The organism is Mycobacterium colombiense CECT 3035 (assembly GCF_002105755.1).
Lineage (GTDB): Bacteria > Actinomycetota > Actinomycetes > Mycobacteriales > Mycobacteriaceae > Mycobacterium > Mycobacterium colombiense.
The window spans coordinates 3,360,062-3,385,809 of sequence record NZ_CP020821.1 but is presented as its reverse complement, the minus strand read 5'-3'; the positions used below and the strand labels follow the sequence as shown (position 1 = coordinate 3,385,809).

Here is a 25,748-nt window from a genome sequence, read left to right as displayed (position 1 = left end):
GTCCAGCCCTAGACTGTCTGGCGTGACTGTCTCCGGGACGAGTGCGCGCACCCAGGCCATCGACACGGTCGAGCACGCCGCCACCACTCCCGACGAACCGCAGCCCTTCGCCGAGTTGGGCCTCAAAGACGACGAATACCAGCGCATCCGCGAGATCCTCGGCCGCCGCCCCACCGACACCGAGCTGGCGATGTACTCGGTGATGTGGAGCGAGCACTGCTCCTACAAGTCGTCCAAGGTGCACCTGCGCTACTTCGGCGAGACCACCACCGACGAGATGCGCGCCGGCATGCTGGCCGGCATCGGCGAGAACGCCGGCGTCGTCGACATCGGCGACGGCTGGGCGGTCACTTTCAAAGTCGAGTCGCACAACCACCCGTCCTACGTCGAGCCCTATCAGGGTGCGGCCACCGGAGTCGGCGGGATCGTCCGCGACATCATGGCGATGGGCGCGCGACCCGTCGCGGTGATGGACCAGCTCCGGTTCGGCGCGGCCGACGCCCCGGACACCCGTCGCGTGGTCGACGGCGTGGTGCGCGGCATCGGCGGGTACGGCAACTCGCTCGGCCTGCCCAACATCGGCGGCGAGACCGTCTTCGATGCGTGCTACGCCGGCAACCCGTTGGTGAACGCCATGTGCGTCGGTGTGCTGCGCCAGGAGGACCTGCACCTGGCCTTCGCCTCCGGCACGGGCAACAAGATCATCCTGTTCGGGGCCCGCACCGGGCTGGACGGCATCGGCGGGGTGTCGGTGCTGGCGTCGGACACGTTCGACAGCGAGGGCTCCCGCAAGAAGCTGCCCTCGGTTCAGGTCGGCGACCCGTTCATGGAGAAGGTGCTCATCGAGTGCTGCCTCGAGCTGTACGCCGGTCACCTGGTGGTCGGCATCCAGGACCTGGGCGGTGCCGGATTATCTTGCGCCACTTCGGAATTAGCGTCAGCGGGCGACGGCGGCATGGCGATCCAGCTGGAGACCGTGCCGCTGCGCACCAACCAGATGACGCCCGCGGAGATCCTGTGCAGCGAGTCGCAGGAGCGGATGTGCGCCGTCGTCACCCCGGAAAACGTCGACGCCTTCATGGCGGTGTGCCGCAAGTGGGATGTGCTGGCCACGGTGATCGGCGAGGTCACCGACGGCGACCGGTTGCGGATCACCTGGCAGGGCCAGACGGTCGTCGACGTGCCGCCGCGCACTGTCGCCCACGAGGGCCCGGTCTACCAGCGCCCGGTCGCCCGCCCCGACACGCAGGACGCCCTGAACGCCGACAGCTCGGCGCGGCTGCCACGGCCGGCCACGGGTGACGAACTGCGCGCCACTTTGCTTGCGCTGCTGGGCAGTCCGCACCTGTGCAGCCGCGCATTCATCACCGAGCAGTACGACCGGTACGTGCGCGGCAATACCGTGCTGGCCGAGCACGCCGATGGTGGTGTGCTGCGCGTCGACGAATCCACCGGTCGCGGCATCGCCTTGTCGACCGATGCCTCCGGCCGCTACACGAAGCTGGATCCCTACGCCGGCGCCCAGCTCGCCCTGGCCGAGGCTTACCGCAACGTGGCCGTCACCGGGGCGGCACCGGTCGCGGTGACCAACTGCCTGAATTTCGGTTCGCCCGAAGACCCCGGGGTGATGTGGCAGTTCTCGCAGGCGGTCCGCGGATTGGCCGACGGCTGTGTGACGCTGGGGATTCCGGTGACGGGCGGCAACGTCAGCTTCTACAACCAGACGGGGTCGACGGCGATCCTGCCCACCCCGGTGGTCGGGGTGCTCGGCGTCATCGACGACGTCGGCCGGCGCATCCCCACCGGTCTGGGCACCGAGCCCGGCGAAACCCTGATGCTGCTTGGGGATACCCGCGACGAGTTCGACGGTTCGATCTGGGCGCAGGTGACCGCCGACCATCTCGGCGGGCTGCCGCCCAAGGTCGACCTGGCGCGCGAGAGGCTGCTGGGCGAGGTGCTGCGCTCGGCGTCGCGCGACGGCCTGGTCTCCGCGGCGCACGACCTGTCCGAGGGCGGCCTCGCGCAGGCCATCGTCGAAGCCGCCCTGGCCGGCGAAACCGGTTGTCGCATCGTGCTTCCCGAGGGTGCCGATCCGTTCGTGACGTTGTTCTCCGAGTCGGCGGGCCGCGTGCTGGTGGCGGTGCCGCGCACCGAGGAGAGCCGGTTCCGTTCGATGTGCGAGGCGCGCGGATTGCCGGCGGTGCGCATCGGCGTGGTCGACCAGGCGTCCGACGCGGTGGAGGTCCAGGGACTGTTCACGATCTCTTTGGCCGAACTGCGCGAGACTTCGGAGTCGGTGCTGCCGCGGCTCTTCGGATGAGTGCCCGCAGCGAAACCTGATGTCCGCCAGGCGTTTCCGCCGATCGGGTGCGCTGTCGCTGGCCGCCGCACTGGTCGGTTGGAGCTTCGTCGGTCCCCGGTTGCCGGCCTCGTGGCGAGCGGTGTTGCAGGCGGGCGCGGGCGGCCTGCTGGTGGCGATGACGCGTGCACCCTTGGGCCTGGATCCGCCCCGGCTACGGCCCGGCCTGCGGCTGGGGTCAGTGGCCGCACTCCCGGCAGCTTGCGCGGTCGCGGCGACCACCCTGCTGCCGCCGGTGCGCCGATCGATGGCCGACCGCGAGCCACCGGCGGCGGCGCCGGACTGGTTGCTGCTGCGGATACCGGTGGCCACCGTGTGGTCGGAGGAGTCCGCCTTTCGCGGGGCGCTGGCCGCCGCCGGTTCCGCCGCTTTCGGGCGACGCCGCGGACGGTTGTTGCAGGCCAGCGCTTTTGGCCTGTCGCACATCGCGGACGCGCGCGCGACGGGTGAGCCGGTGGCCGTCACCGTGCTGGTCACCGGGCTCGCGGGCTGGCTCTTCGGTTGGCTCGCCGACCGGTCGGGCAGCCTGGCCGCACCCATGCTCGCGCACCTGGCCATCAACGAGGCCGGGGCGATCGCCGTGCTGGCCGTGCGGGCGTCGTCGCGCTGACCTCGAGCGGCGGGCCCCACGCTTTTGAGACCCTGGGGTATGGCCCCCGCGACAAAGCCGATCCGGCGAAGGCCCGGCAGGCCGTGCTGGCCGTCGCCGACTGGCTTCGCGACGCGTCCCGTGCGGCGCCCGACCGGCAGGAACTGGCGACGGCCGTGCGCCTGACCGCCCGCACCCTGGCCGCCGTGGCGCCCGGGCGCAGCGTGGAGCTGCGCATCCCGCCGTTCGTCGCCGTGCAGTGCATCGCCGGGCCCACGCACACCCGGGGCACCCCGCCCAATGTGGCGGAAACCGACCCCCGGACCTGGCTGCTGCTGGCCACCGGAAAGCTGCCGTTCGGCGAGGCGCAGAGCACCGGTGCGCTGCGGCTTTCCGGCTCGCGCGCCGGTGAGATTGGACACTGCCTGCCCCTGTTCGATGTGGGCTGAACATAACCCTGAAGTGCAGGTTTAGGAAATTTCCCCGGCAATTCGTCGCTCAACACGCCCGGCGGATTCGTCGGCGTGGCCTGGGTGCCCGTAGACTCCGTTACGTCACCAACCGTTCCCCGGGGAGCTGCCTAATCGTGACCGTCCAAGAGCCCGAAGAGGATTTCAGCGCACCCCGTGAAGAATGCGGTGTATTCGGGGTTTGGGCCCCGGGCGAGGACGTCGCCAAACTCACCTATTACGGCTTGTACGCGTTGCAGCATCGCGGCCAGGAAGCCGCCGGCATCGCCGTCGCCGACGGATCCCAGGTGCTGGTCTTCAAAGACCTCGGCCTGGTCAGCCAGGTGTTCGACGAGCAGACGCTGGGCGCCATGCCGGGCCACGTCGCCATCGGCCACTGTCGCTACTCGACCACCGGCGACACGACGTGGGAAAACGCCCAGCCGGTCTTCCGGAACACCGCGGCCGGTACCGGGGTTGCGTTGGGGCACAACGGGAACCTGGTCAACACCGCCGAGCTCGCCGCCCGCGCGCGCGACGAGGGGCTGATCGCCAAGCGCGCGCCCGCGCCGGCGACCACGGACTCGGACATCCTGGGCGCGCTGCTGGCCCACGGCGCGGCGGACGCCACCCTGGAGCAGGCGGCTCTGGACCTGCTGCCGACCGTGCGCGGCGCCTTCTGCCTGACCTTCATGGACGAGAACACGCTGTACGCGTGTCGCGATCCGCATGGGGTGCGGCCACTTTCGCTCGGACGGCTGGACCGCGGCTGGGTGGTGGCGTCCGAGACGGCGGCGCTGGACATCGTCGGCGCGTCGTTCGTGCGTGACATCGAACCGGGCGAGCTGCTGGCGATCGACGCCGACGGCGTCCGCTCCACGCGCTTCGCCAACCCCACCCCCAAGGGCTGCGTCTTCGAGTACGTCTACCTGGCGCGACCGGACAGCACCATCGCGGGCCGGTCCGTGCACGCGACGCGGGTGGAGATCGGTCGCCGGCTGGCCCGGGAGCGTCCCGTCGAGGCCGACCTGGTGATCGGCGTGCCCGAGTCGGGCACGCCCGCCGCGGTCGGGTACGCGCAGGAGTCGGGCATTCCGTATGGCCAGGGGCTGATGAAGAACGCCTACGTCGGGCGCACTTTCATCCAGCCGTCCCAGACCATCCGCCAACTCGGTATCCGGCTGAAGCTCAACCCGCTTCGCGAGGTGATCCGCGGCAAGCGGCTCATCGTGGTCGACGACTCGATCGTGCGCGGCAACACCCAGCGCGCCCTGCTGCGGATGCTGCGCGAGGCAGGCGCCGTCGAAGTGCACGTCCGCATCGCCTCACCCCCGGTCAAGTGGCCCTGCTTCTACGGCATCGACTTCCCGTCGCCGGCGGAACTGATCGCCAACGCGGTCGAGGACAAGAAGGAGATGCTCGAGGCGGTGCGGCACGCCATCGGCGCCGATTCGCTGGGCTACATCTCGCTGCGCGGCCTGGTCGCGGCCTCCGAGCAGCCGGCCTCCCGGCTGTGCACCGCGTGCTTCGACGGCCAGTACCCGATCGAACTGCCCGAGGAAACCGCGTTGGGCAAGAACGTCATCGAGCACATGCTCGCCAATGCCGCGCGCGGCGCCGGCCTCGAGGATCTCGCGGCCGACGAAGTGCCCGTAGTGCACTGAGGGAACTCGGTTGCACACCTTCACCGACGTTTGATACCGGCCGTCAGCGCCGCCCGGTAGCCTTTATCGCGATGACGGATCCCGGAAAGAGCCCCGGACGCCACCACGGCAGTCAGGGCATCACCTACGCGTCGGCCGGGGTGGACATTGAAGCCGGCGATCGCGCCGTCGAATTGTTCAAGCCGCTGGCCACAAAAGCCACACGACCCGAGGTTCGGGGCGGCCTGGGCGGATTCGCCGGCCTGTTCGCGCTACGCGGCGACTACCGCGAGCCGCTGCTGGCGGCGTCCACCGATGGCGTCGGCACCAAGCTGGCGGTCGCCCAGGCGATGGACAAGCACGACACCGTCGGGCTGGACCTGGTCGCGATGGTGGTCGACGACCTCGTCGTGTGCGGGGCAGAACCGCTGTTCCTGCAGGACTACATCGCGGTGGGCCGCACGGTGCCGGAACGGTTGAGCGCCATCGTCAGTGGGATCGCCGAGGGATGTGTGCGGGCCGGCTGCGCGCTGCTGGGTGGCGAGACGGCCGAACACCCCGGTCTGATGGAACCGGACCACTACGACATCTCGGCCACCGGAATCGGTGTCGTCGAGGCCGACGACGTGCTCGGGCCCGACCGGGTCAAACCCGGTGACGTCATCATCGCGATGGGCTCGTCCGGCCTGCACTCCAACGGGTATTCGCTGGCGCGCACGGTGCTGCTCGAGATCGACCGGATGAACCTCGAGGGCTATGTGGAGGAGTTCGGCCGCACCCTGGGCGAAGAGCTGCTCGAACCCACCCGCATCTACGCCAAGGACTGCCTGGCGCTGTGCGCCGAAACCCACGTCCGGACCTTCTGCCACGTCACCGGCGGTGGACTCGCCGGGAACCTGGCACGCGTCATTCCACACGGCCTGGTCGCCGAGATGGACCGCGGCACCTGGACGCCCGCGCCCGTGTTCGCGATGATTGCGCAGCGCGGCCGGGTGACGCGCGAGGAGATGGAGAAGACGTTCAACATGGGCGTCGGCATGATCGCCATCGTGGCTCCCGAGGACACCGACCGCGCCTTGGCGATCCTGACCGCCCGGCACTTGGACTGCTGGGTGCTGGGCACCGTCGGCAAAGGCGGGAAAGAGGGCCCCCGGGCCAAGATGGTCGGCCAGCACCCGAGATTCTAGGGAGTGCGGACTCCGGTACAACTAGCGCGGCGCCGGTGCGCTACGCATCGGCGCCGGGGCGTTGGCTCTACCGCCGCCAGCTGTCCTGGTCGTCCCAGGATTCGTCGGACCCGTCGCTGTCCAGTTCGTTGGACTCGTCCGAGCCCGTTCCGGACAGCTCTTGCTGAAGCCGCTGGAAGTCGGTCTGCGGAGAACTGTATTTGAGTTCTCGAGCAACCTTGGTCTGCTTTGCCTTAGCCCGGCCGCGGCCCATGGGGGAACCCCCTCGCGCAATAACGGAGCGGCCTAACGAGTAGGCGGCTCCGATCTCCTGGTGTCGTATTGTCCTGCCGACAGTTTACCGTGCCCCGCCACCGGACGTTGGCGCCCCCTGCTTGCTGTGGCGGACGTTACCGTTCATTATCCCGCACCGCCCCGCAACCGTTCAACAGCTAACCGCCCGGCGCCGATCTGTTCGGTTGCAGGCAGGGAATCGGCGTCGATGACCGCGGCCACCGAGGCCTCCGCTCCGGTCCCCAATTCGGTGTCGGCAGGCAGCCCGCGCTTCAGCAGCGCCAGCGCTATCGGCCCGAGATCCACGTGGTCGGCGACGGTGCCGAGGCGGCCGACCGTGCGGCCGCCGGCCTGCACCGGGTCACCGGTCGACGGCCGGTCCACCGACCCGTCGAGGTGCAGCAGCACCAGCATCCGGGGCGGCCTGCCCAGGTTGTGCACCCGCGCGACGGTCTCCTGCCCGCGATAACAGCCCTTGTCCAGGTGGACGGCGCCTTCAGCGGGGCCACCGATCCATCCCACCTCGTGCGGGATCGTGCGCTCATCGGTGTCGACGCCCAGGCGGGGTCGCACCGCCGCGACGCGGTGGGCCTCGTAGGCCCACACCCCGCCGGGCCGCACGCCGGCCTGCGCCAGGCGATGTCGCCAGTCCGCGGCCGCGGTGCGCGGAACCAGCAGGTCGAGCTCGACCGGGCCACCCGGGGTGCTCGGCATCCGCCGCACGAAGCCGTCGCCGGCCGCCGTCGCGGTCAGCTCGGCGGGCAGCGCCTCCACCCCGAGCGCGTCGAGAACCACCTGGTCAGCCAGCTTTGGGCCGAGCAGCGAGAGGACGGCCAGGTCGGCGCTGGCCGCGGTGACCTCCGACCAGAACACCATCTTGCGCAGGTATTGCAGCAGCGGCTCGGCCCGCCACGGCTCGGTGTCGAGGTAGGTGGTGCCGGCGAGCTCGGTCTGGATCCAGTGATCCTCGACGCGGCCCTGGCCGTCGAGGCTCAGGTTCTGCGTGCTGGCCCCGTCGGGCAGGTCGCTGACGAATTGCGTCGAAATGCTGTGCAACCAGGTTTGCCGGTCGTTTCCGGTCAGGGTGAGCACGCCGCGATGCGAGCGGTCGACCAGTATCGCCTCGGTGGCGGCGGCACGCTGCTCGCCGAGCGGGTCGCCGTAGTGCCAGACGGCACCGGCGTCGGGGCCGGTCTCAGGTGCGGGAACGGGGTGGCTCACACGTCCAACTCTACGGACCGGCGCGCTCGGCCTTCAGCACGCGCGGGACCCCGGCAGCGCCATTGGATAGGCTTCTGCACCATGGCGGGACAGACGGGTGTGATCGTCACGCTGGACGGTGAAATACATTCGCCCGACGCGCCCCTACTGCACGCCGACGACCTGGCGGCAGTCCGCGGTGACGGCGTGTTCGAGACGCTGTTGGTCCGCGACGGCAGGGCCTGTCTGATCGAGTCGCATCTGCAGCGGCTGACCCAGTCGGCCGCGTTGACCGATCTGCCCGAGCCGGATCTGCCGCGGTGGCGAAGCGCGATCGAGGTGGCCACCCGGCAGTGGTGTGCGGGCAGCGCCGACGAGGGCGCGATGCGGTTGATCTACAGCCGCGGACGCGAGGGTGGTTCCGTGCCGACGGCCTTTGTCATGGTCAACGCCGTTCCGGAACGGGTGACCGCGGTCCGGCGGGGCGGGCTGGCGGCGATCACGCTCGATCGCGGGCTGCCCGCCACCGGTGTCGATGCGATGCCCTGGCTGCTGGCCGGCGCCAAGACCCTGTCCTACGCGGTCAACATGGCGGCCCTGCGCCATGCCGCCCGCCAGGATGCCGGTGACGTGATCTTCGTCAGCACGGACGGCTACATCCTGGAAGGCCCGCGTTCGACGGTGGTGATCGCCACCGCCTCCGAGACGCCATGCCTGCTGACACCGCCGCCGTGGTATCCGATCCTGCGCGGCACCACCCAGCAGGCCCTGTTCGAGGTGGCCAGGGACAAGGGCTATGACTGCGACTACCGGGCGCTGCGGGTCACGGATCTGCATGCCGCCCAAGGTGTTTGGCTGATCTCCAGCATGACCCTGGCCGCCCGCGTGCACACCCTCGATGGCCGACCGCTGCGGCCGTCACCGATGGCGGCGGACTTCGCCGAACTGATCGACGCCGCCATCGTCAGCGATCGCTGAGCGCTGAATTCTGTTGTCGGCTGGCCGATTCGCCGGTACGGTCGGTCGTACACAAGGAAGGAGGTGGTCCGCGAAATTGATAGCTTCATGGACATGTGAGGTGGCTGCGCGCTAGCAGCACCTGCTCGGAAGAGCTGGCGTCACAAGTGCGCTAGCGAATTCCCCGCAGTCACCCGGCCCCCGAGCTTCCGGTTTTTGTCCGACCAGGAACACGGCTCGGGGGCCGCTCCATGTCGGGAGGCCGTTACTGGCTCACCCTGGCGGCGATCTGCCCGGCGAGCTTGCCGGCCTGTCCGGTGCCGGCATCCGGGCCGCACACCAACAGGTCGACGACCACGCTGGACGCCGCGTGCAGCGCGTGGTGGCACACCCGGGTCCCGTCCGCCTGGGTTCGCTGCTGGTAGATCTTCGGCGGGGCCCCGGTGACGTCACCGAACGTCCAGCCCCACGACTTGCCGTTGAAGTTCACCGTGATCGACTGCCCGGCGCACGCCTTCCATTTGTCGGCCGTCGCCTGAACGAACGCGGCCGCCTTCTCCGGCGACGAGAACGCCGCGACGGCTTCGTACACCCGGTGCGGCGGGTTCTCGCCGGCGGTGTGCACGGCCTGCCCGCTGACCGCGGTGTAACCGTCGGCTGCCTGGTAGGCCGAATTTTCGATGGGCTCCCAGGCGGCTTTGCAGTTCGGGTTGGACAGCGTCGCCCTCAGGTTGCGAAGCTGTGCGGCCTTCTCGGAGACCACCAGATTCTGGTCACCGACGATCGGGCCGATTTCGGCGGGGCCGAGCAGATACGAGTCCAGCTTCGAGCCATTCGAGCCGTCCGCGGCCGCCGGCCCCGAGCCGGCCGCGGGGCCGCGCCCGCGCTCGGCGCCGAGTTCGGGCCCGCCTTGGGCGTTTTGGCCTTACCGCCCTGCGTCGCCAACATGACGACGATGGCGATCGCGGCGATCACCGCGACGGCGGCGCCGCCGATGATCAGCAGCCGCTTGTTGGATCCGCCGCCTGCCGCGGGCGGCACGGGCGCCTTGGGCGGCCCGGCCGCCGGTGCAGGCCCTTTCGCGACGGTCGTCGCCTCGGGCGCCTTGGCTGCGGGCGCAGGGCTTCCCGCCGCGCTGTTCTTTGCCTCGATTTCGGCCAGCACATTGTCGATCTCGGTTCGCGTGCGGTAGGTGACGTCGTGGCGCAGGCGCAGCATGCGCAGCAGTTGGGCGATGTCACCTCGGGCGCTGGGGTCGTCGCCGTCCTCGTCGAAGCCCGACCGCAGCTCGATCAGCAGTTGCGTCTGTTGCTGCGGGCTGAGCTCCTTTTCGGCGAGGGTGTTGCCCAGCCGGGTGATGTAGCCGAACGGCACCGGCGGCTCGTCGGGCAGCGGGTCGGGCAACGGGACCGGCTTGCCCTGCAGGGCGTGCACCGCGGTGACCAGCTGGATGCCCGCGTCGACGGTCGGCTCGCGATAGTCGATGATCTGCAATGCGGCAAGGGGATTCACGCGCATGCTGTCGACGTCGCCGATGCGGACGGGCAGGATCGGCCGGTTCAGGGCCCTGGCGTAGCGCAGCTCGGCCTGGCTGGGCTTGGACTGCAGCCAGTTGTTCGACAGCGCGACGATGAACACGTCGCACGAGCGGATCTGCTCCAAAATCTTGTTCCACCAGGAATCGCCGCCGCCGAGCTCCTGGTCGAACCACACCTGCTGCTGTGCGCGCCGCAGCGCGCTCGTCAAGGCGTCGACCGTCGAGCGGTCTTGGCTCGAGTAGCTGATGAACAGCGCCATCGGAGTCTCCTTGGGTAAGGCGGAGCGAACGGCGAAAGTCTCGGATGCGGCTATTTCACCTGCGCCGATACCGTATCAGTGTTGGGCCCTATCAGATGGCGCAAATGCATTGCCAGTTGGGGCGGCCGTGGCCCGCGATTAGCCCGCGCCGGCGTCGAGAACGCGGGCTTCCTCAGCTGGATGGACTTCGGCGTAGCGGCGCGCGAATTCCGCACCGGGCACCGGCCATTGCTCGCCGCCTTCCCCGCGGACCACCCAGTCGCCGTCGGCCGCCGTGGTGGGTCCCTCCAAGGTGTTGATGGTTTCGCCCGGCTCGGCCGGGCGGGCCTGCACCCGTCCCTTGCGTCGCCACCGCCCATCGCCGGCGGGCTCGTAGGTGGCGCGGAAGATGTCGTCGCGCACCGACCAGAGCTTGCCGTCTTCGGTGACCGCCCAGTCGCCGGCCTCGGCGCGCATGATGTGGCCCGAATCCGACGTCCACGTCCAGCCGGCGCCGCGCTGCTCAGCGGTCACCGTGCCCACCCGGGAGAAGGATCGCCACAGCGGGCGGGAACGAAAGCCGAGCTGCCGCAGGCTCCACAGGGTCCCGGCCAGACTGCGGACGGCGGCGTTGAGTAAATCCGGGTTGCCTTCGACCGTCGACCAGTCGACCAATTTGTCGTGGATCTTGCGCGAGTCGTCCCGCGGCACACCGTATTTCCAGCCGTTGCGCCGGTAGTAGCGACACCAGTCCTCGTGCTCCGCCCGGGCCATGCTCATCGCCGCGTGGTCGTCGAAGCCCATCAGCGCCAGCTGTTCCAACGGCGCCAACCCCGCCACGTCGCTGCCGGACAGCTGCGCCGGCGGGCTACCCCAGGTGTTCCAGGTGTGTCCGGCGATCTGTTCGACCATCCACAGCGCGTTGCGCACCTGGCGCCGGTTCGAACCCCGGTAGAACTCGTTGAGCTCCGCCCACGGCATCGCGGCCGCCGACCGCGTCGCCGCCGGATCGAGCGTCGACACGTAGCGCTCGTGGATCAGCCTCGCCGCACGCTCCCATGCGTCCTGAACCAGGCCCTCCTGGGTGTCGAGCACCAGCGAGTAGGACTGCAGCCGGCCGACGACCTGGATCGCGTCGTCGCTGATGCTGGTGTTGAGATCCGAGGCATGGATCGGCATTTCGGGGAATCGGGCCGCCAGCCGGGCCGCCGTCGTCGCGGCGTGGACGTCCACGAAGATCACCGCGCAGGTTGCCGGGTCGGCCTGGCCGATCAACTTCAGCATGGTCGGTACCGTCGGGACCTCGGCCACGGCGTCGATGGTCGGCCCGTCGGACATGAATCCCGCCTGCTTCCGGTAGAACTCGTGATCGGCCAGGTAGTCCTCGGCGTCGCGTTCGACCAGGGTGAGCGCGGGCAACGGCACCGCATCTGGCGGGGTGTAGAAGTCGCGTTCCAACGCGCGCTGGGTCAGATTGGCGCACAGGGCCAGGGTCAATTGCGAAGTGCCGCAGACGAATACGCGTTGTGTTCGGCGTGTGGCGCTGAGGGCGTCCAGCAGCCTGCCCGCGGTCACCTCGTATTTGCCGACGACGTCGGCGGCCCAGCGGGTGTCCGAGCCGCCGAACTGCTGGGCGCGCCAGGCCTGGGCCAGCCACGGGTCGTCCATGCGCACGATCAGCGGCAGCCGCCGCTTGTGGGCGACCTCGGCGAGCCGACGACTGATCAGGTCGAGCCACAACAGGTTGACCGCCGGGTCGGGCGCCATCAGATAGAGCCGGGAAAGGTTGCGCCACAACCGGAGTGACACCAGCGTGGACGGTGCGTTGAAGTCCACCAGGACCACTCGGGCGCCCTGCCTGCGGGCCCGTGCCACACGGTCGTCGCTGGCGCCGGTGATGACGACCAGGGTGCTGCGGCGGTCCAGCGTCCGCGCGACAGCGCTGATCATCGATTGGGTGTCGGCGTCGACGCCGACGATGGCGGTGACCGAGTCGGCCAGGTTGGCGCGCAGCCGGTCCACCTGGGACCGGAACACGCCGACCACCACGCCGCCCAGCCCGGTGAAAATCGCCGCCAGCGCCGCGATCCGCGCGAGCTCGAGCCCGACCGGCGTGGGGTTGGGGCAGGTCCGCCCGCTGACGGAGAAGTCGCCGGTGCCGCCCTTGACCAGACTCGCCGTCGCCATCAGCGGGGTGAAGAAGGCGGGATGGTTGGCGTCGTGGCATCCCCAATAGGAGGTGAGGCCCAGCACCGCGCCCATGCTGACGAGCGCAGCGATCACGGTGAACGAAACCCCCACCACCCGGTGGCTGCTGTCGGATCGGAACGTCAGCACGCAGGCCGCCACCAGCACGGTGACCACGATCGCCAGCGTCGGCATCGATCCGGGCCGGCCGAACCAGCCGAGCGAGTCAGGCAGCGCGTCGAGGACCGAGGGCTGCAGATCCAGGACGGCCAGGTACAGGATCAACACCAGGCCGGTGCCGATCACCGCGCGCCGCAGCGCAGGCGGGGCTGACCGTTTGGGACGCATCCGATCGACCTCCCTTCCCGGGCATATCGTCGACCGTCGGACGCTCGGACGTCGAACAGTACACGCAGAAAGGCCGGCCGCGGGCCGGTTGCTAGCCGGCGAAGCGAGACAGCCGCGCCGAGAGATGCGGCACCAGACCGCCGTCGGCGTCCACCCGTTCCTCGACGTAGGCGAGGTCGCCGCCTTCGACGATGCCGTAGAGGCGTTTGGCGCCGCCGACCAGCACACCCGACCTGCTGCGGGCCAGCGCGTCGGTGACCAGTTCCCACGACGACTGGGTCAGCGGGCGGCCGTAGAACAGTTCGACGTAGCCCGCCGAATGGGCCAGCAGCAGTTCGATCGCGTGCGATTCGCCGGGGTCGTCGGGATCGGTGACGAAGCGCCAGAAACCCGTTTCGCGCAGGCCGCGTTCTTGGTAGTCGCCCGTCTCGCTGAGCCGCCAGGAGCGGGCTTCCCAGTTCAGGTAGTCACCGCCGTCGTGCGAAACCACGATCTGCTGGCCGAACCGGTAGTCGCCGTCGTGCCCGCGGCCTTCGCCTTCGCCGCGCCAGACGCCGACCAACGGCAGCAGCGCCAGCAGCTCATCGCTGAGGTTGGCGCCTTCGCGCAGGTTCGCGGTGTCGGCGGGCAGGGGCAGGTCATCGTAGGACGGGATGTTGCGGCCGGCGGTGAGCTTGGCGCGCTCGGCGGCGGCGGCCACTGCCCGGTCGCCGGAACCGGCGGAACTCAGCGGTTCGTCGCGACTCACGACTCGTCAGTGATGAGCCGATAAAGGGTGTACAGGGCGAACCATGAAATCACCACGACCGACACGACCAGCATGATCTCGAAGAACAGCACCACGGGCACAAGTCTATTCGTCCCGCGGTGTCCCCGTCGGGGGCGGCTGGCGGGTCAGGCGATCTTGACGTCGACCTCGTGGATGCCCGCACCGGACGGCGCCACCACGGCGTCGCCGTTGCCGGCCTTCGACAGGGCACGCAGGGTCCAGGAACCCGGCGCGGCGAAGAACCGGAAGTCGCCGGTGGCCGACGCCACGACCTCGGCGGTGAACTCGTCCGAGGAGTCCAGCAAGCGGACGAACGCACCCCCCACTGCCTGGCCCTCGCCGTCCACCACGCGACCGGTGATCACCGTTTCCTTCTCCAGGTCGACGCTGGCGGGCAACGTCAGTCCTTGTTTCGGTGCAGAGCACATATCAGCTTCCCAACTCGATCGGGGCACCCACCAGGGAGCCGTATTCCGTCCAACTGCCGTCGTAGTTCTTCACATTCCGATGCCCGAGCAATTCATAGAGAACGAACCAGGTGTGCGACGACCGCTCGCCGATGCGGCAGTAGGCGATCGTTTCCTTGTCGCCGTCGAGGCCGGCGGCGGCGTAGAGCTCGGCCAGCTCCTCGTCGGACTTGAAGGTGCCGTCCTCGTTCGCGGCCCTGCTCCACGGCACGTTGATAGCGCCGGGGATGTGGCCGGGCCGCTGGCTTTGCTCCTGCGGCAGGTGCGCGGGCGCCAGGATCTTGCCGGAGAACTCGTCGGGGGAGCGCACGTCAACCAGGTTCTTGACGTTGATGGCGGCGATGACGTCGTCGCGGAACGCCCGGATGCTGTTGTCCGGTGCGGCGGCGGTGTACGACGTAGCGGGCCGGCTGACGGGGTCGCTGGACAGCGCCCGGCCGTCGAGCTCCCATTTCTTGCGGCCGCCGTCGAGCAGCTTGACCTTGTCGTGGCCGTAGAGCTTGAAGTACCAGTACGCGTACGCGGCAAACCAGTTGTTGTTGCCGCCGTAGAGGATCACGGTGTCGTCGTTGGAAATGCCCCGCTCGCTGAGCAGTTTGGAGAATTGTTGGGCGTCGACGAAGTCGCGTTTGACCGGGTCCTGCAAGTCGGAGCGCCAGTCCAGCTTGATCGCGCCGGGGATGTGGCCGGCGTCGTAAGCGCTGGTGTCTTCGTCGACTTCGACGAAGACGACGCCTGAGGCGTCGAGATTGCTCTCAGCCCAGTCGGTGGAGACCAGGACGTCGGAGCGTGCCATGGGGTGGATCCTTTCAATCGCTTTTGTTACAGCAGGTCAGGTGGGACGCGCGGGGCGCCGGAAACGGGCCACCAGCGGGTAGAGCTGGCAGCCCAGGCAGATGCCGAACGCCGCGTTGAGAAACGCGGCCGCCAGGGCGGCCGCGGTGGCGATGACGCCGAACAGCACGGCGCCGGTGGCGAATCCGGCGGTTCCGAGCACCGCGAAGATCAGGCCGACGAGTTGGGCGAACTTCAGCGGCGGGGTCGGCTCGCGATCCTGCACCGGGCCCAGTCGCGGCGCGACGACGGTGGCGAAGATGCGGCCGTAGGGGTGCTTGCGCGGCCCACCGACCGCGCCGATGGCGAAGATGACGGCTTGGACGGCCAGGATCACCGCGGCGGCCGGCGGGCTTGCCGCCGATGCGGCGAGCGCGAGCACCAGGACGGCGGTGGTGACCCAAGCCGCGAATCGCGGTCCACGCACGTCGACCAGGTCGGGTCGCGTGGTGATGTTGCTGTTTGGCAAGGTAGGAACTCCTCGATACCTCTGTTGCTGACAGAAACGACGAATGGAGACGTGCCACGGTCTGGAATCCGGGCCGCTCCGAGTGCTACGCGAAAGCGCGGCTACTCAGCAGCAACAGCAACAACAACAGCCCGCGGTGCGGCACAGTTCGACTGCGCGACGCTGGGTGAGCATGGGCTCGAGGCGGGCTGACACGTCGGTCAGCTTACCTAATGACACCGTGGTCAGGCCAACAGCGGTTTCAGGGCGGACCGCAGGTCGGCGCTGCTGGGCACTCCGGACGTACGGTATCGCTGCCGGCCGTCGACGTCGAAGATCAGCGTGGTGGGCAGGGACAACACCGAATACCGGCGCGCGGTCTCCGGATTGGCGTCCAGGTCGACCTCGACGTGTGCCACGTCGCCCAAGTCGTCGCAGACCTGCTGGACGACCCGGCGGACCCGGTCACACGGCCCGCACCACGGCGCGCTGAAGTGCACCACGGTCGGCCCGTTGCGGGACAGCCCCAGCGCCGCGATGTCGGCGTCGGTGTCCCGATCCGGCGTGGTGGCGATTTCCCGGATGCGTCCGGAACGCCGGGTCAGCAACCACCCGGCCAGGGTTGCCGCGGCCAGCGCCACGACGATCACGACAACTGCGGTCATTGGCGCCGCTCCTCTTCATCGCTTCGCTGCGCATCGTCGTCGACGCGGGTCATGACTGCTTAAACCCCTGCAGGGTCACGGTTACTCCACGGGTGATGCCCTCGATGATGACGTCGGATCCCCGAGCGCCCTCGGTGGTAGGCGCGACACCGAAGGGCAGCCGCTGGTCAGGCAATCTTCCGCTGAAGGCGCGCAGCACGGCGTCCCGCTTGTCGGCCGGCACGGTCTGGTTTGCGGTGTCCGAGCCGGTCAGCACGCCGGTCGGGGTGAACACCAGCGTCGCCGGGTCATCGGGAGCGATGGACAGGTCGACCGAGACGCTGACCCGGCGATCGAAGCCCGCCGATTTGGGGGTGCCGGTGAACACCAGCCCGTGGCTGTCCGATATGCCCGACGCGGTCACGCCGCCGGTGGAGGTGTTGGTTTCCTTCGGCGGCGCCTCGACCATCAGGTCGCTGATGCCCATGAACCGGCCCAGGTGCGTGGAGTCGACGATGATGCGGCTCTCCAGCTTGCTCACCCAGAGCTTCGCGTCAGGGCTGATCAGCCACGACGCCTGGGCGAGGTCCACCGAGTACATCGTGGCCTCCAGCGTGGCCCTGCCGGTCATCGAGTGGTCGACGGCGTTGGCCTTGATCTCCACCTGGCTGTAGTTGCCGCGCATCGCCTGCGGAATGAAGGGAAACGCCACGATGGCCACGAACGGGTCGGTGCCGAGCTTGGCCGCCTTACGGACGCTGGACGACAGCCGGTATTCGGCATAGATGCTGGTCCCGTAGTCGAAGCCGATCGCGCCGAGGGCGAGCACCGCGACCAGGATCGCCGTCGCGGTCACAGCAATCAGCACCTTGCGCACCCGCACATTGTGGCGTAAGACCCAAGAGCCGGTCGCCGCCGGACCGGTCGTGGTGGGGCTCACAACCGCTCGTCTGCCACGCGAAACAGCCAGGTGACAAGTTATCGTTAGATGACCTGGTAACTAACGCTTAACGACGTCGTGAAATTGGGAGATGCCGTTCCCCCGAGCTGGAGGGGCTAGTTGGAGCTACTACTGCTGACCTCGGAGCTTCACCCCGACCCGGTCCTGCCGTCGCTGTCCCTGCTTCCGCATGCCGTCCGGACGGCGCCGCCAGAACCCTCTTCGTTGCTCGAGGCCGGGACCGCGGATGCGGTGATCGTCGACGCGCGCACCGACCTGTCCTCGGCGCGCGGACTGTGCCGCCTGTTGAGCACCGCCGGCCGGTCGGTCCCGGTGCTGGCCGTGGTGAGCGAGGGCGGGCTGGTGGCCGTCAGCTCGGACTGGGGCCTGGACGAGATCCTGCTGCCCACCACCGGGCCCGCCGAGGTCGATGCGCGGCTGCGGTTGGTGGTCGGCCGCCGCGGCGGGCTCGCGGACCAGGAGAGCGCCGGCAAGGTCAGCTTGGGCGAGCTGGTGATCGACGAAGGCACCTACACCGCCCGGCTCCGGGGGCGCCCGCTGGACCTCACCTACAAAGAGTTCGAGCTGCTCAAGTACCTGGCTCAGCATGCCGGCCGGGTGTTCACCCGCGCGCAGCTGCTGCACGAGGTGTGGGGATACGACTTCTTCGGCGGCACCCGCACCGTGGACGTGCACGTGCGCCGGCTGCGGGCCAAACTCGGTCCCGAGTACGAGGCGCTGATCGGCACCGTCCGCAACGTCGGTTACAAGGCCGTCCGCCCGGCCCGGGGCAGAGCGCCGGTCGCCGAGCCCGACGAGGCCGGCGAGACCGACGTCGAGTCCGAATCGCAGGACGCCCAAGATCCGTTGGTCGATCCGTTGCACACGCAGTGACGGCGCCCGACTGGCGCCGGACGCTGACCGTCGAAGAGCAACGGGGCGTGCGCGAACTTGTCGGTGCGGCAACCGAATTCGACGGCATCGCCCCCGTTGGCGAGCAGGTGTTGCGCGAGCTCGGGCACGACCGCACCGAGCACCTGCTGATCACCGATCCCACCTCGGCCGGTGACGCGATCGTCGGTTACCTCAACCTGAGCCCGCCGCGCGACGGGGAGGCCGGGATGGCCGAACTCGTGGTGCACCCGCAGGCGCGCCGGCGCGGAATCGGGTCCACACTGGCACGCGCGGCGTTGGCCAAAACCGGTGCGGGAAACCGGTTCTGGGCGCACGGCACGCTCGAGCCTGCCCGCGCGACCGCGTCGGCGCTGGGCCTGGCGCCTGTGCGGGAACTGATGCAGATGAGGCGCTCGCTGCGCGATCTGCCCGAGACCGTGCCGTCGGCGCCCGGGGTCAAGATCCGCACCTATGCGGGCATAGCCGACGACGCCGAGCTGCTGCGGGTCAACAATGCCGCGTTCGCCTACCACCCCGAACAGGGCGGCTGGACGGGCGTGGAGCTGGCGGAGCGCCGCAACGAACCGTGGTTCGACCCGGCGGGCCTGTTCCTCGCGTTCGAAGACTCGGGCGGTGATCAGGCCGGCGCGCTGCTGGGTTTCCACTGGACCAAGGTGCACCTCGATCGGCCCGGGCTGGGCGAGGTGTACGTGGTGGGCGTCGACCCGTCGGCGCAGGGCCGCGGCCTGGGGCGGGTGTTGACCGCGATCGGCATCGATTGGCTGGGCCGGCGCCTGGCCGACGCCCAAGACCCCACCGTGATGCTCTATGTGGAGTCGGACAACACCGCCGCGGTACGCACCTACCAGCGCTTGGGCTTCACCACCTACAGCGTCGACACCGCATACGCGGTCGTTCCCGCGGCCAACTGACCGCGGGTACGAGCCGCATCGTTAATCTGGTCTTGGCCACCGAAACGTTGCTGGGGACCGCGTCGACGCATATTTTCGCCCGCACTTGGCAACCTCACGTGACAGGTGGCCAGCGGCGCCCACATGCGTCCGGAACCGCGTCAGGAAAGCGAGATCGGTGAGGCTCGACAGGCAGGGCAGGGCGCTGGCCGCCGTGGCGTTGGCGACGGCGCTCGGTGCCGGAGCGCTGACCGCCTGCGGTAGCGACGAGAACCCCCGCGGGGCGGGTGCGCCCAGCTCCGGTGTCACCGGAACGGCGGGCTGCGGCGGCAAGGACAAGCTGACGGCGGAGGGCTCGACGGCCCAAGAGAACGCCGTCACGGTGTTCAACCAGGTGTGGGGCCAGTACTGCCCGGGCAAGGGCCTGGCCTACAACCCGACCGGATCGGGCGCCGGCCGTGAGCAGTTCATCGCCGGGCATGTCGATTTCGCGGGCGCGGACTCTCCCTTGGTCGCCGACCAGATCGGGCCCGCGGCCAAGCGCTGCGACGGAAACCCGGCGTGGGATCTGCCGCTGGTCTTCGGCCCCATCGGGATCGTCTACAACCTGCCCGGCAAGCCGGCGCTGGTGGTCAACAGTGACGCGCTGGCCAAGATCTTCACCGGCAGGATCACCAGCTGGAACGATCCGATCCTGGCCGCCCTGAATCCGGGCACGGCGCTGCCGGACAGCAAGATCACGCCGATCTACCGGACCGACTCGTCGGGAACCACCGACAACGTCCAGAAGTATCTGACCGCGGCCGCGCCGCAGAGCTGGTCGAAAGGGGTCGGCACGGAATTTCAGGGCGGCGTCGGCGAGGGCGCCGCGAAGTCGGCCGGCGTCATCCAGGCGGTGCGGGCCACCCCGGGCGCCATCGGATACGTCGAGAAGGGCTTCGCCGACCAGGCGGGCGTGCCCTACGCCAAGATCGCCACCCGGGGCGGCGTGATCCCGCTGACCAACGAAACGGCCGGGAACGCCGTCAACTCGGCCCGATTCCTGGCCGAGGGCGACGACCTGGTGCTCGACCTCAACGCCATGTACGGCTCCGAGGAACCGGGCGTCTACCCATTGCTGCTGGTCACCTACGAGATAGTGTGTTCGAGGGGCTACGACGCGCAGACCGCCGCGGCGGTCAAATCGTTTCTCTCGATCTCCGCCACGAGCGCGCAGGGCGAACTCGCGAAGGCCGGCTACGTCCCGCTGCCCGATAAGGTCAGGGAGCGACTGATCACGGCCATCAACGCGATGCAGTAACCAAGTGAATCGGGTTTCAAGGAGCGACAGCAGAACTGTGGCGGGATCACAGTGACGGGATTTTCCGGGCCGAACCCCATCGACGCGGGCTCGGGTGCGGTCGTCGCCGCGCCGTATCCGGAGAAGCAGGCGACCCCCACCAGCCCCTGGGGCGAGGGGCGGCCCCATGTGGCGGATCGGGTCTTCCGCTGGCTCGCGCAGTCGTCGGGTGTGGTCATCATCGTGGTCATCGCCGCGATCGCCGCCTTTCTGCTCGGACGCGCGATACCGGCGCTGCACCGCAATCGGGAGAACTTCTTCACCTACGGCGGCGTGTGGGTCACCACGGACACCTCCGCGATGCATTTCGGCATCGCCAGCCTGGTCCCGGTCACCGTGTTCGTCTCGCTGTTCGCGCTGATCCTGGCGATGCCGGTGGCACTGGGCGTGGCCATCTTCATCACCCAGTACGCGCCGCGGCGGGTCGCCACACCGCTGGCCTACTCGGTCGACCTGCTGGCCGCGGTGCCCTCGATCATCTACGGCGCGTGGGGCCTGTACGTGCTGGCGCCGCAGCTGCGCCCGGTTGCCACCTGGCTCAATCGCTCGCTGGGCTGGTGTTTTCTCTTCGCCACCGGCAACGCGTCGCCCGCCGGTGGTGGCACCATCTTCACCGGCGGCATCGTCCTGGCGGTGATGATCCTGCCGATCATCACCGCGGTGACGCGCGAGGTGTTCGTCCAGACGCCCCAGGACCAGATCGAGGCCATGCTGGCGCTCGGTGCCACCCGCTGGGAAGTGGTCAAGATGGTCACGCTGCCGTTCGGGCGGTCGGGCTACGTCAGCGGCTCGATGCTGGGGTTGGGCCGCGCCCTGGGTGAGACGGTGGCGCTCCTGATCATCTTGCGGGGCACCCAGTCGGCGTTCGGCTGGTCGCTGTTCGACGGCGGCTCGACCTTCGCGACCAAGATCGCCGGCGCCGCGGCCGAATTCGACGACCGGTATAAGGCCGGCGCATACATCGCCGCGGGGCTGACGCTGTTCGTGCTCACCTTCCTGGTCGACGCCTTCGCGCGCGGCGCGGTCGCCGGGGCCGGGCGAAAGGGCGCCCGATGACCTCGATGCTGGACCGCCCACTCAAGCCGCGGACGTTCTCGCCGGTCAGCTGGCGTCGCCGCATCGCGAACTACGTTGCGACCCTGCTGGTTTCGCTGTCTCTGCTGGTCGCGGTGACCCCGCTGGTGATGGTGCTGTGGTCGGTGGTGGCCAAGGGCTTCAGGGCGGTGGCTTCGACCACATGGTGGTCGCACTCGCAGGCGGGGATGACGGCCTTCGTGACCGGCGGCGGCGCCTACCACGCGCTGGTCGGCACCGTGCTGCAGGGATTGGTGTGCGCCCTGATCTCCGTCCCGCTCGGGCTGATGGTCGCGATCTATCTGGTCGAATACGGCGGCGGCACCGCGCTGGGCCGGTTGGCCTCGTTCATGGTCGACATCCTCAGCGGTGTGCCGTCAATCGTTGCGGCACTGTTCATCTACGCGTTGTGTGTGGCGACGCTGGGACTTCCCCGGTCGGAGTTCGCGGTGTCGCTGGCGCTGGTCCTGCTGATGCTCCCGGTGATCGTGCGGGCCACCGAGGAGATGCTGCGGATCGTCCCGGTGGATCTTCGCGAGGCCAGCTACGCGCTGGGCATCACCAAGTGGAAAACCATTGCCCGGGTGGTCATCCCCACCGGTCTGTCCGGCATCGTCACCGGGATACTGCTGGCCATGGCCCGGGTGATGGGGGAGACGGCGCCGCTGCTGATCCTGGTCGGTTATGCACAATCGATGAACTTCGATATCTTCAGCGGGTTCATGGGGACGCTGCCCGGCATGATGTTCAACCAGACGACGGCCGGCGCGAGCCTCAACCCCATCCCAACGGAGCGGTTGTGGGGTGCCGCGTTAACCCTCATCCTGGTGATCGCCACCATCAACGTCGCGGCCCGGGTGATAGCGAAATTCCTGGACGTCAGAAAGTCATAGGCAGGAGCACTAAGTGGCCAAACGGTTGGACCTCAAGGGCGTCAACATCTATTACGGATCGTTCCACGCGGTCTCGGATGTGACGCTATCGGTTCTGCCCCGCAGCGTGACGGCGTTCATCGGTCCGTCGGGTTGCGGCAAGACGACGGTGTTGCGCACGCTCAACCGGATGCACGAGGTGGTGCCCGGCGGACGGGTCGAGGGCAGCGTGCTGCTCGACGACGAAGACATCTACGGCGCCGGCGTCGACCCGGTCGGCGTGCGCCGGGCCATCGGGATGGTGTTCCAGCGGCCGAACCCGTTCCCCGCCATGTCAATTCGCGACAACGTCGTCGCCGGCCTGAAGCTGCAGGGCGTGCGCAACCGCAAGGTGCTCGACGAGACCGCCGAGTATTCGCTGCGCGGGGCGAACCTGTGGGACGAGGTCAAGAGCCGGTTGGACCGGCCCGGTGGCGGGCTGTCCGGCGGGCAGCAGCAGCGACTGTGCATCGCGCGGGCCATCGCCGTGCAGCCCGATGTGCTGCTGATGGACGAGCCGTGTTCGGCCCTGGACCCGATCTCGACGATGGCCATCGAAGAGCTGATCAGCGAACTGAAGCAGGACTACACCATCGTCATCGTCACGCATAACATGCAGCAGGCGGCCCGGGTCAGCGACTACACGGCGTTCTTCAACCTGGAGGCCGTCGGAAAACCGGGCCGGTTGATCGAGGTCGACGACACCGAGAAGATCTTCTCCAACCCGAGCCAGAAGGCGACCGAGGACTACATTTCCGGTCGCTTCGGCTAGCAGGCGGACGCAGCTACTGCGAGGCGGATTTCGTCTCTTCCTCGGGCAGCCTGCCCGTCGCCTGGAAGATGACCCGCCGGGCAACCTCCACCGCGTGGTCGGCGAAGCGCTCGTAGAACCGGCCAAGCAGGGTCACGTCGACGGCCGCCGCGACGCCGTGCTTCCATTCCCGGTCCATCAGCACCGAGAACAGATGCCGGTGCAGATCGTCCATGGCGTCGTCCTCTTCGCGGATCCGGGCGGCCTTCTCCGGATCGCGCGACAACACCACCTCTTGGGCGCTGTTGCCCAATTCGACTGCGATGCTGCCCATTTCGGCAAAGTAGCCGTTGACCTCTTCGGGCAACGCGTGCTGGGGGTGGCGCCGACGGGCGATCTTGGCGACGTGCAGCGCCAGCGCGCCCATCCGGTCGATGTCCGCCACCATCTGGATGGCGCTCACGATGGCACGCAGGTCGCCCGCGACCGGTGCCTGTAATGCCAGTAGTACGAAGGCGCTTTCTTCAGCCTGTGCGCTCAGCGCGGCGATGGCTTCGTGGTCGGAGATGACTTGTTCGGCCAGCACCAAGTCGGCCTGCAGCAGGGCCTGGGTGGCCCGCTCCATGGCGATTCCTGCCAAGCCGCACATCTCGCCGAGGCGCTCGGATAACTCCGAGAGTTGCTCGTGGTAGGCGGTCCGCATAGCACCAAGCGTACGGTCTCGCCGCGCGAAACGGGCAGCGGAGCGCCGTCAAAAGCGGTTACTCGCAGGTGGTGTCGGCCGCGTTGGTGACGGTCAGGTCTTCGGGCAGCTTGGCCGGCGCATTGCTCGAACCGCGTTCGATCTGCAGGCTGATCGACGATCCGCTGGGCTGCGGGCTCGCGACCGACTTGAAGTCGGGGCCCAGCACCACCTGCACGACCTGCCCGTAGCCGGAGACCCGCTGAACTTTCGCGTTGGCGAACGAGGACGCGACGGTGGCCGCGGCCTCCTCGTTGCCGGGCGAGAACAGCACGGTCGTCGCGTTCACCGAGCTCGGATAGTCGTCGGGCGACATCACGTTGAAGCCGTCCTTTTTGAGCTGGGTTGTCGCGGTCGCGGCCAGGCCGGTTTGGGTGGTCGCGTTGGAAACGCGCACCGTCACGCCGTTGGGCGAGGTCGTGGTGACCTGCTCGTGTTGCGCCTCGGGCGCCGGCGCGGGCGTCTTCTTGGTGGTCGGTGCCTTCGACGGGCCCTTGGTTCCAGACGTGCTCAGATTCTGGGCGTTCTGGTCGTTCTCCTCGGGCAGCGGATCGTCGTTGATGACGGCGTCGAACAGGGCCCGCATGTCGGCCATCCGTGGCGGCTCGTCGCCGTTCTCGTCGGTCACGCCGGTCGGCACGGTGACGAACGTGACGTGCCCGGCCGCGACGCCCTGCAACGACTGGCCGAGTTGGATCAGGTCCTTGGACCGCACGTTGTCCACGACGGTGTTCGCGATGATCATGTTGACCACGTTGTTGAGCTTGTTGAGGTCCAGCAGTGTGTCCGCGGAGATCAACGACCGCAGCAGCGATGACACGAACAGCTGCTGGCGCTTGATGCGCCCGTAGTCGCCGTTGACCTCCGTGGTGACCTGGCGGGCCCGCACGTAGTTCAAGGCGGTGGAGCCGTCGAGGACCTGGCGCCCGCCATGCTCGAGGACCGTGCCCAACTCGTAGTCGTGCAGGGGGGTACTCGAGCACACCTCGACGCCGCCGAGGGCGTCGACCATCTTCGCGAAGCCGGAGAAATCGACGGCGATGAAGTGGTTGATGCTCAATCCGGACAGTTTCTGGATTTCCTTCACCAGGCACTTCGGACCGCCGAAGGCGAACGCGGAGTTCAGTTTGGTCTCCGTGTAGACCATCTTCGGGCCGTAGGTCTTGGTCTTCGGGTCGTAGAGCGGCCCGTACTTGCCGGTGTCGGGATCCCACGCCTCGCACTGCATCGGGGTGATCGCCAGGTCGCGGGGGAACGAAACGGCCACCACGCGCTTACGGTTGGCCGGAATGTTGACCAGCATCACCGAGTCCGACCGTTCCCCGTCGGCGTCTTCGGTGGTGCCCGCGCCCATGTTGGCGTTGTCGCCCAACCGTGAGTCGAGGCCGACGATCAAGAAGTCCTCGTCGCCGTACTGGCCGCCCGGGTCGCGGATGTCGCCGGAGCTCTGGTCGAGCGCGCTCACGTTGTTGAGCCGTGCGTTCTTGGAGGTGCTCCATTGCCACGCCCCGCCGGTCATGGCCAGGGCCAGCACGGCGGCCAGCGCGGCCATCGACCGCCCGGCCACCAGCAGCGGACGGCGCCGGCGCCCGGGTTCGCCGACGCTGGTGGCTTGGGCCTGGTCGTCGGGGTCGTCGTCGTTCGGATAGTCGGCGGCCTCGAGGCCGCGAAGCTCGGCGACGGCGTCGATGGAGTAGGCCAGGTCATCGATCACCTGCGTTTTCTGCAGTTCGATCGGCAGGCCCGGCTCGGCGCCGGACGGCTCGACATCCGGATCGTCCGCGGCGGCGCGATGGTGGACGGGCCGGGCCGGGGCGCCGAGTTTCGCGATCAGATCGGCGACGCTGACGCCCCCGCCGGTGTGGGATCCGCCCTCTGCGGGTTCCTCCTCGCGCAGCACAGTGGGCTCGATGATGGGCTCGACCGGGGCCTCGGGTTGCCAGCGGTGCAGGTTGTCGTCGGCGGGGGGTTGGAAGAATCGCTCCCAGGGAGCGGCGCCCAACGACGTCGGGTCGGCCGCGATCGGATGCGCGTGCGCCCCGCCCGGGCTGTGCCG

At 68.8% G+C, this 25,748-nt stretch carries 26 protein-coding genes; 12 read left to right on the top strand and 14 right to left on the bottom strand.

Annotation, left to right across the window (positions count from 1 at the left end; translation table 11 throughout):
- The first annotated feature begins 22 nt into the window (after positions 1–22).
- From purL to purM, 5 genes are all read left to right on the top strand, one after another.
- On the top strand, positions 23–2,320 hold the full coding sequence (gene purL / locus B9D87_RS15645; protein WP_007777671.1) for a phosphoribosylformylglycinamidine synthase subunit PurL: 2,298 nt from the start codon (positions 23–25) through the stop codon (positions 2,318–2,320).
- Between the two features lie 19 nt (positions 2,321–2,339).
- Entirely contained in the window at positions 2,340–2,969 is a 630-nt protein-coding gene (locus B9D87_RS15640; RefSeq protein ID WP_007777669.1) for an Rv0804 family intramembrane glutamic endopeptidase, read from the top strand.
- Between the two features lie 32 nt (positions 2,970–3,001).
- Positions 3,002–3,397 (top strand): sterol carrier family protein, encoded by a 396-nt coding sequence (locus B9D87_RS15635; RefSeq protein WP_085382832.1) that lies wholly within the window; start codon positions 3,002–3,004, stop codon positions 3,395–3,397.
- A 137-nt stretch (positions 3,398–3,534) separates the two neighbouring features.
- Positions 3,535–5,061, top strand: a complete 1,527-nt coding sequence (gene purF, locus B9D87_RS15630; RefSeq protein ID WP_007777664.1) for an amidophosphoribosyltransferase — start codon at positions 3,535–3,537, stop codon at positions 5,059–5,061.
- Positions 5,062–5,132: 71 nt separating this feature from the next.
- The gene (gene purM / locus B9D87_RS15625) at positions 5,133–6,227 is read left to right on the top strand and encodes a phosphoribosylformylglycinamidine cyclo-ligase (RefSeq protein ID WP_007777663.1); all 1,095 of its coding nucleotides are present in this window, start codon (positions 5,133–5,135) and stop codon (positions 6,225–6,227) included.
- Between the two features lie 67 nt (positions 6,228–6,294).
- Here the strand turns inward: purM and B9D87_RS15620 are convergent, their stop codons facing one another.
- The gene (locus B9D87_RS15620; RefSeq protein ID WP_007777661.1) at positions 6,295–6,480 is read right to left on the bottom strand and encodes a DUF3073 domain-containing protein; all 186 of its coding nucleotides are present in this window, start codon (positions 6,478–6,480) and stop codon (positions 6,295–6,297) included.
- Positions 6,481–6,626: 146 nt separating this feature from the next.
- Positions 6,627–7,721 carry a CAF17-like 4Fe-4S cluster assembly/insertion protein YgfZ gene (gene ygfZ / locus B9D87_RS15615; RefSeq protein WP_007777659.1) on the bottom strand — a complete coding sequence of 365 codons (1,095 nt, stop codon included), beginning with the start codon at positions 7,719–7,721 and terminating at the stop codon, positions 6,627–6,629.
- 99 nt (positions 7,722–7,820) lie between these two features.
- On the opposite strand from ygfZ, the gene B9D87_RS15610 reads away from it, so the two are divergent.
- Positions 7,821–8,678, top strand: a complete 858-nt coding sequence (locus B9D87_RS15610; RefSeq protein WP_007777656.1) for an aminodeoxychorismate lyase — start codon at positions 7,821–7,823, stop codon at positions 8,676–8,678.
- A gap of 244 nt (positions 8,679–8,922) precedes the next feature.
- Here B9D87_RS15610 and B9D87_RS15605 read toward each other — a convergent pair whose 3' ends face one another.
- The 10 genes from B9D87_RS15605 to lmeA all read right to left on the bottom strand — a co-directional run bounded on the left by B9D87_RS15605 (position 8,923) and on the right by lmeA (position 17,013).
- Positions 8,923–9,441 carry a sensor domain-containing protein gene (locus tag B9D87_RS15605; RefSeq protein ID WP_254425568.1) on the bottom strand — a complete coding sequence of 173 codons (519 nt, stop codon included), beginning with the start codon at positions 9,439–9,441 and terminating at the stop codon, positions 8,923–8,925.
- Positions 9,384–10,454: a toll/interleukin-1 receptor domain-containing protein gene (locus tag B9D87_RS15600; protein ID WP_085382813.1), complete on the bottom strand. Its 1,071-nt coding sequence runs from the start codon at positions 10,452–10,454 to the stop codon at positions 9,384–9,386. The genes B9D87_RS15605 and B9D87_RS15600 overlap by 58 nt, the downstream gene beginning before the upstream one ends.
- 138 nt (positions 10,455–10,592) lie before the next feature.
- Positions 10,593–12,968 (bottom strand): hypothetical protein, encoded by a 2,376-nt coding sequence (locus B9D87_RS15595; protein WP_007777652.1) that lies wholly within the window; start codon positions 12,966–12,968, stop codon positions 10,593–10,595.
- Positions 12,969–13,059: 91 nt separating this feature from the next.
- Positions 13,060–13,716, bottom strand: coding sequence for a heme-binding beta-barrel domain-containing protein (locus tag B9D87_RS15590; protein ID WP_007777649.1), 657 nt, complete (start codon positions 13,714–13,716; stop codon positions 13,060–13,062).
- A 146-nt stretch (positions 13,717–13,862) separates the two neighbouring features.
- Entirely contained in the window at positions 13,863–14,165 is a 303-nt protein-coding gene (locus tag B9D87_RS15585) for a DUF1416 domain-containing protein (RefSeq protein WP_007777644.1), read from the bottom strand.
- Position 14,166: 1 nt separating this feature from the next.
- Positions 14,167–15,000: a sulfurtransferase gene (locus B9D87_RS15580; RefSeq protein ID WP_007777641.1), complete on the bottom strand. Its 834-nt coding sequence runs from the start codon at positions 14,998–15,000 to the stop codon at positions 14,167–14,169.
- A gap of 36 nt (positions 15,001–15,036) precedes the next feature.
- Entirely contained in the window at positions 15,037–15,507 is a 471-nt protein-coding gene (locus tag B9D87_RS15575) for a DUF4395 domain-containing protein (RefSeq protein WP_007777640.1), read from the bottom strand.
- A gap of 105 nt (positions 15,508–15,612) precedes the next feature.
- Entirely contained in the window at positions 15,613–15,681 is a 69-nt protein-coding gene (locus B9D87_RS27830) for a putative leader peptide (RefSeq protein ID WP_367648972.1), read from the bottom strand.
- A gap of 50 nt (positions 15,682–15,731) precedes the next feature.
- Complete coding sequence (locus B9D87_RS15570; RefSeq protein WP_007777639.1) at positions 15,732–16,151, bottom strand: thioredoxin family protein; 420 nt, start codon at positions 16,149–16,151, stop codon at positions 15,732–15,734.
- A gap of 49 nt (positions 16,152–16,200) precedes the next feature.
- Positions 16,201–17,013: a mannan chain length control protein LmeA gene (gene lmeA, locus B9D87_RS15565; protein ID WP_007777637.1), complete on the bottom strand. Its 813-nt coding sequence runs from the start codon at positions 17,011–17,013 to the stop codon at positions 16,201–16,203.
- Between the two features lie 177 nt (positions 17,014–17,190).
- Between lmeA and B9D87_RS15560 the strand changes: the two genes are divergently transcribed.
- From B9D87_RS15560 to pstB, 6 genes are all read left to right on the top strand, one after another.
- Entirely contained in the window at positions 17,191–17,964 is a 774-nt protein-coding gene (locus B9D87_RS15560) for a winged helix-turn-helix transcriptional regulator (protein ID WP_007777636.1), read from the top strand.
- Positions 17,961–18,896 (top strand): mycothiol synthase, encoded by a 936-nt coding sequence (gene mshD / locus B9D87_RS15555; protein ID WP_007777634.1) that lies wholly within the window; start codon positions 17,961–17,963, stop codon positions 18,894–18,896. The genes B9D87_RS15560 and mshD overlap by 4 nt, the downstream gene beginning before the upstream one ends.
- A 157-nt stretch (positions 18,897–19,053) precedes the next feature.
- Positions 19,054–20,175 (top strand): phosphate ABC transporter substrate-binding protein PstS, encoded by a 1,122-nt coding sequence (gene pstS / locus B9D87_RS15550; RefSeq protein WP_007777633.1) that lies wholly within the window; start codon positions 19,054–19,056, stop codon positions 20,173–20,175.
- Positions 20,176–20,226: 51 nt separating this feature from the next.
- Entirely contained in the window at positions 20,227–21,270 is a 1,044-nt protein-coding gene (pstC, locus tag B9D87_RS15545) for a phosphate ABC transporter permease subunit PstC (protein ID WP_007777631.1), read from the top strand.
- Entirely contained in the window at positions 21,267–22,181 is a 915-nt protein-coding gene (gene pstA, locus B9D87_RS15540; protein ID WP_007777629.1) for a phosphate ABC transporter permease PstA, read from the top strand. The genes pstC and pstA overlap by 4 nt, the downstream gene beginning before the upstream one ends.
- Before the next feature lie 13 nt (positions 22,182–22,194).
- A complete protein-coding gene (pstB, locus tag B9D87_RS15535) occupies positions 22,195–22,971 on the top strand; it encodes a phosphate ABC transporter ATP-binding protein PstB (protein ID WP_007777627.1) in 777 nt (258 codons plus the stop codon).
- Positions 22,972–22,984: 13 nt separating this feature from the next.
- Here pstB and phoU read toward each other — a convergent pair whose 3' ends face one another.
- Both phoU and B9D87_RS15525 read right to left on the bottom strand, forming a co-directional pair.
- On the bottom strand, positions 22,985–23,653 hold the full coding sequence (gene phoU / locus B9D87_RS15530; protein ID WP_007777625.1) for a phosphate signaling complex protein PhoU: 669 nt from the start codon (positions 23,651–23,653) through the stop codon (positions 22,985–22,987).
- A gap of 58 nt (positions 23,654–23,711) precedes the next feature.
- Complete coding sequence (locus B9D87_RS15525) at positions 23,712–25,694, bottom strand: LCP family protein (RefSeq protein WP_415623606.1); 1,983 nt, start codon at positions 25,692–25,694, stop codon at positions 23,712–23,714.
- Positions 25,695–25,748: the final 54 nt, after the last annotated feature.

Excerpts from the sequence above, each read along its gene's own strand:
- B9D87_RS15640 (WP_007777669.1), top strand. The coding sequence starts at position 2,340 with ATGTCCGCCAGGCGTTTCCGCCGATCGGGTGCGCTGTCGCTGGCCGCC.
- purM (WP_007777663.1), top strand. The coding sequence starts at position 5,133 with ATGACGGATCCCGGAAAGAGCCCCGGACGCCACCACGGCAGTCAGGGC.
- B9D87_RS15620 (WP_007777661.1), bottom strand. The coding sequence starts at position 6,480 with ATGGGCCGCGGCCGGGCTAAGGCAAAGCAGACCAAGGTTGCTCGAGAA.
- B9D87_RS15600 (WP_085382813.1), bottom strand. The coding sequence starts at position 10,454 with ATGGCGCTGTTCATCAGCTACTCGAGCCAAGACCGCTCGACGGTCGAC.
- B9D87_RS15595 (WP_007777652.1), bottom strand. The coding sequence starts at position 12,968 with ATGCGTCCCAAACGGTCAGCCCCGCCTGCGCTGCGGCGCGCGGTGATC.
- B9D87_RS15585 (WP_007777644.1), bottom strand. The coding sequence starts at position 14,165 with ATGTGCTCTGCACCGAAACAAGGACTGACGTTGCCCGCCAGCGTCGAC.
- B9D87_RS15580 (WP_007777641.1), bottom strand. The coding sequence starts at position 15,000 with ATGGCACGCTCCGACGTCCTGGTCTCCACCGACTGGGCTGAGAGCAAT.
- B9D87_RS15570 (WP_007777639.1), bottom strand. The coding sequence starts at position 16,151 with ATGACCGCAGTTGTCGTGATCGTCGTGGCGCTGGCCGCGGCAACCCTG.
- pstA (WP_007777629.1), top strand. The coding sequence starts at position 21,267 with ATGACCTCGATGCTGGACCGCCCACTCAAGCCGCGGACGTTCTCGCCG.
- phoU (WP_007777625.1), bottom strand. The coding sequence starts at position 23,653 with ATGCGGACCGCCTACCACGAGCAACTCTCGGAGTTATCCGAGCGCCTC.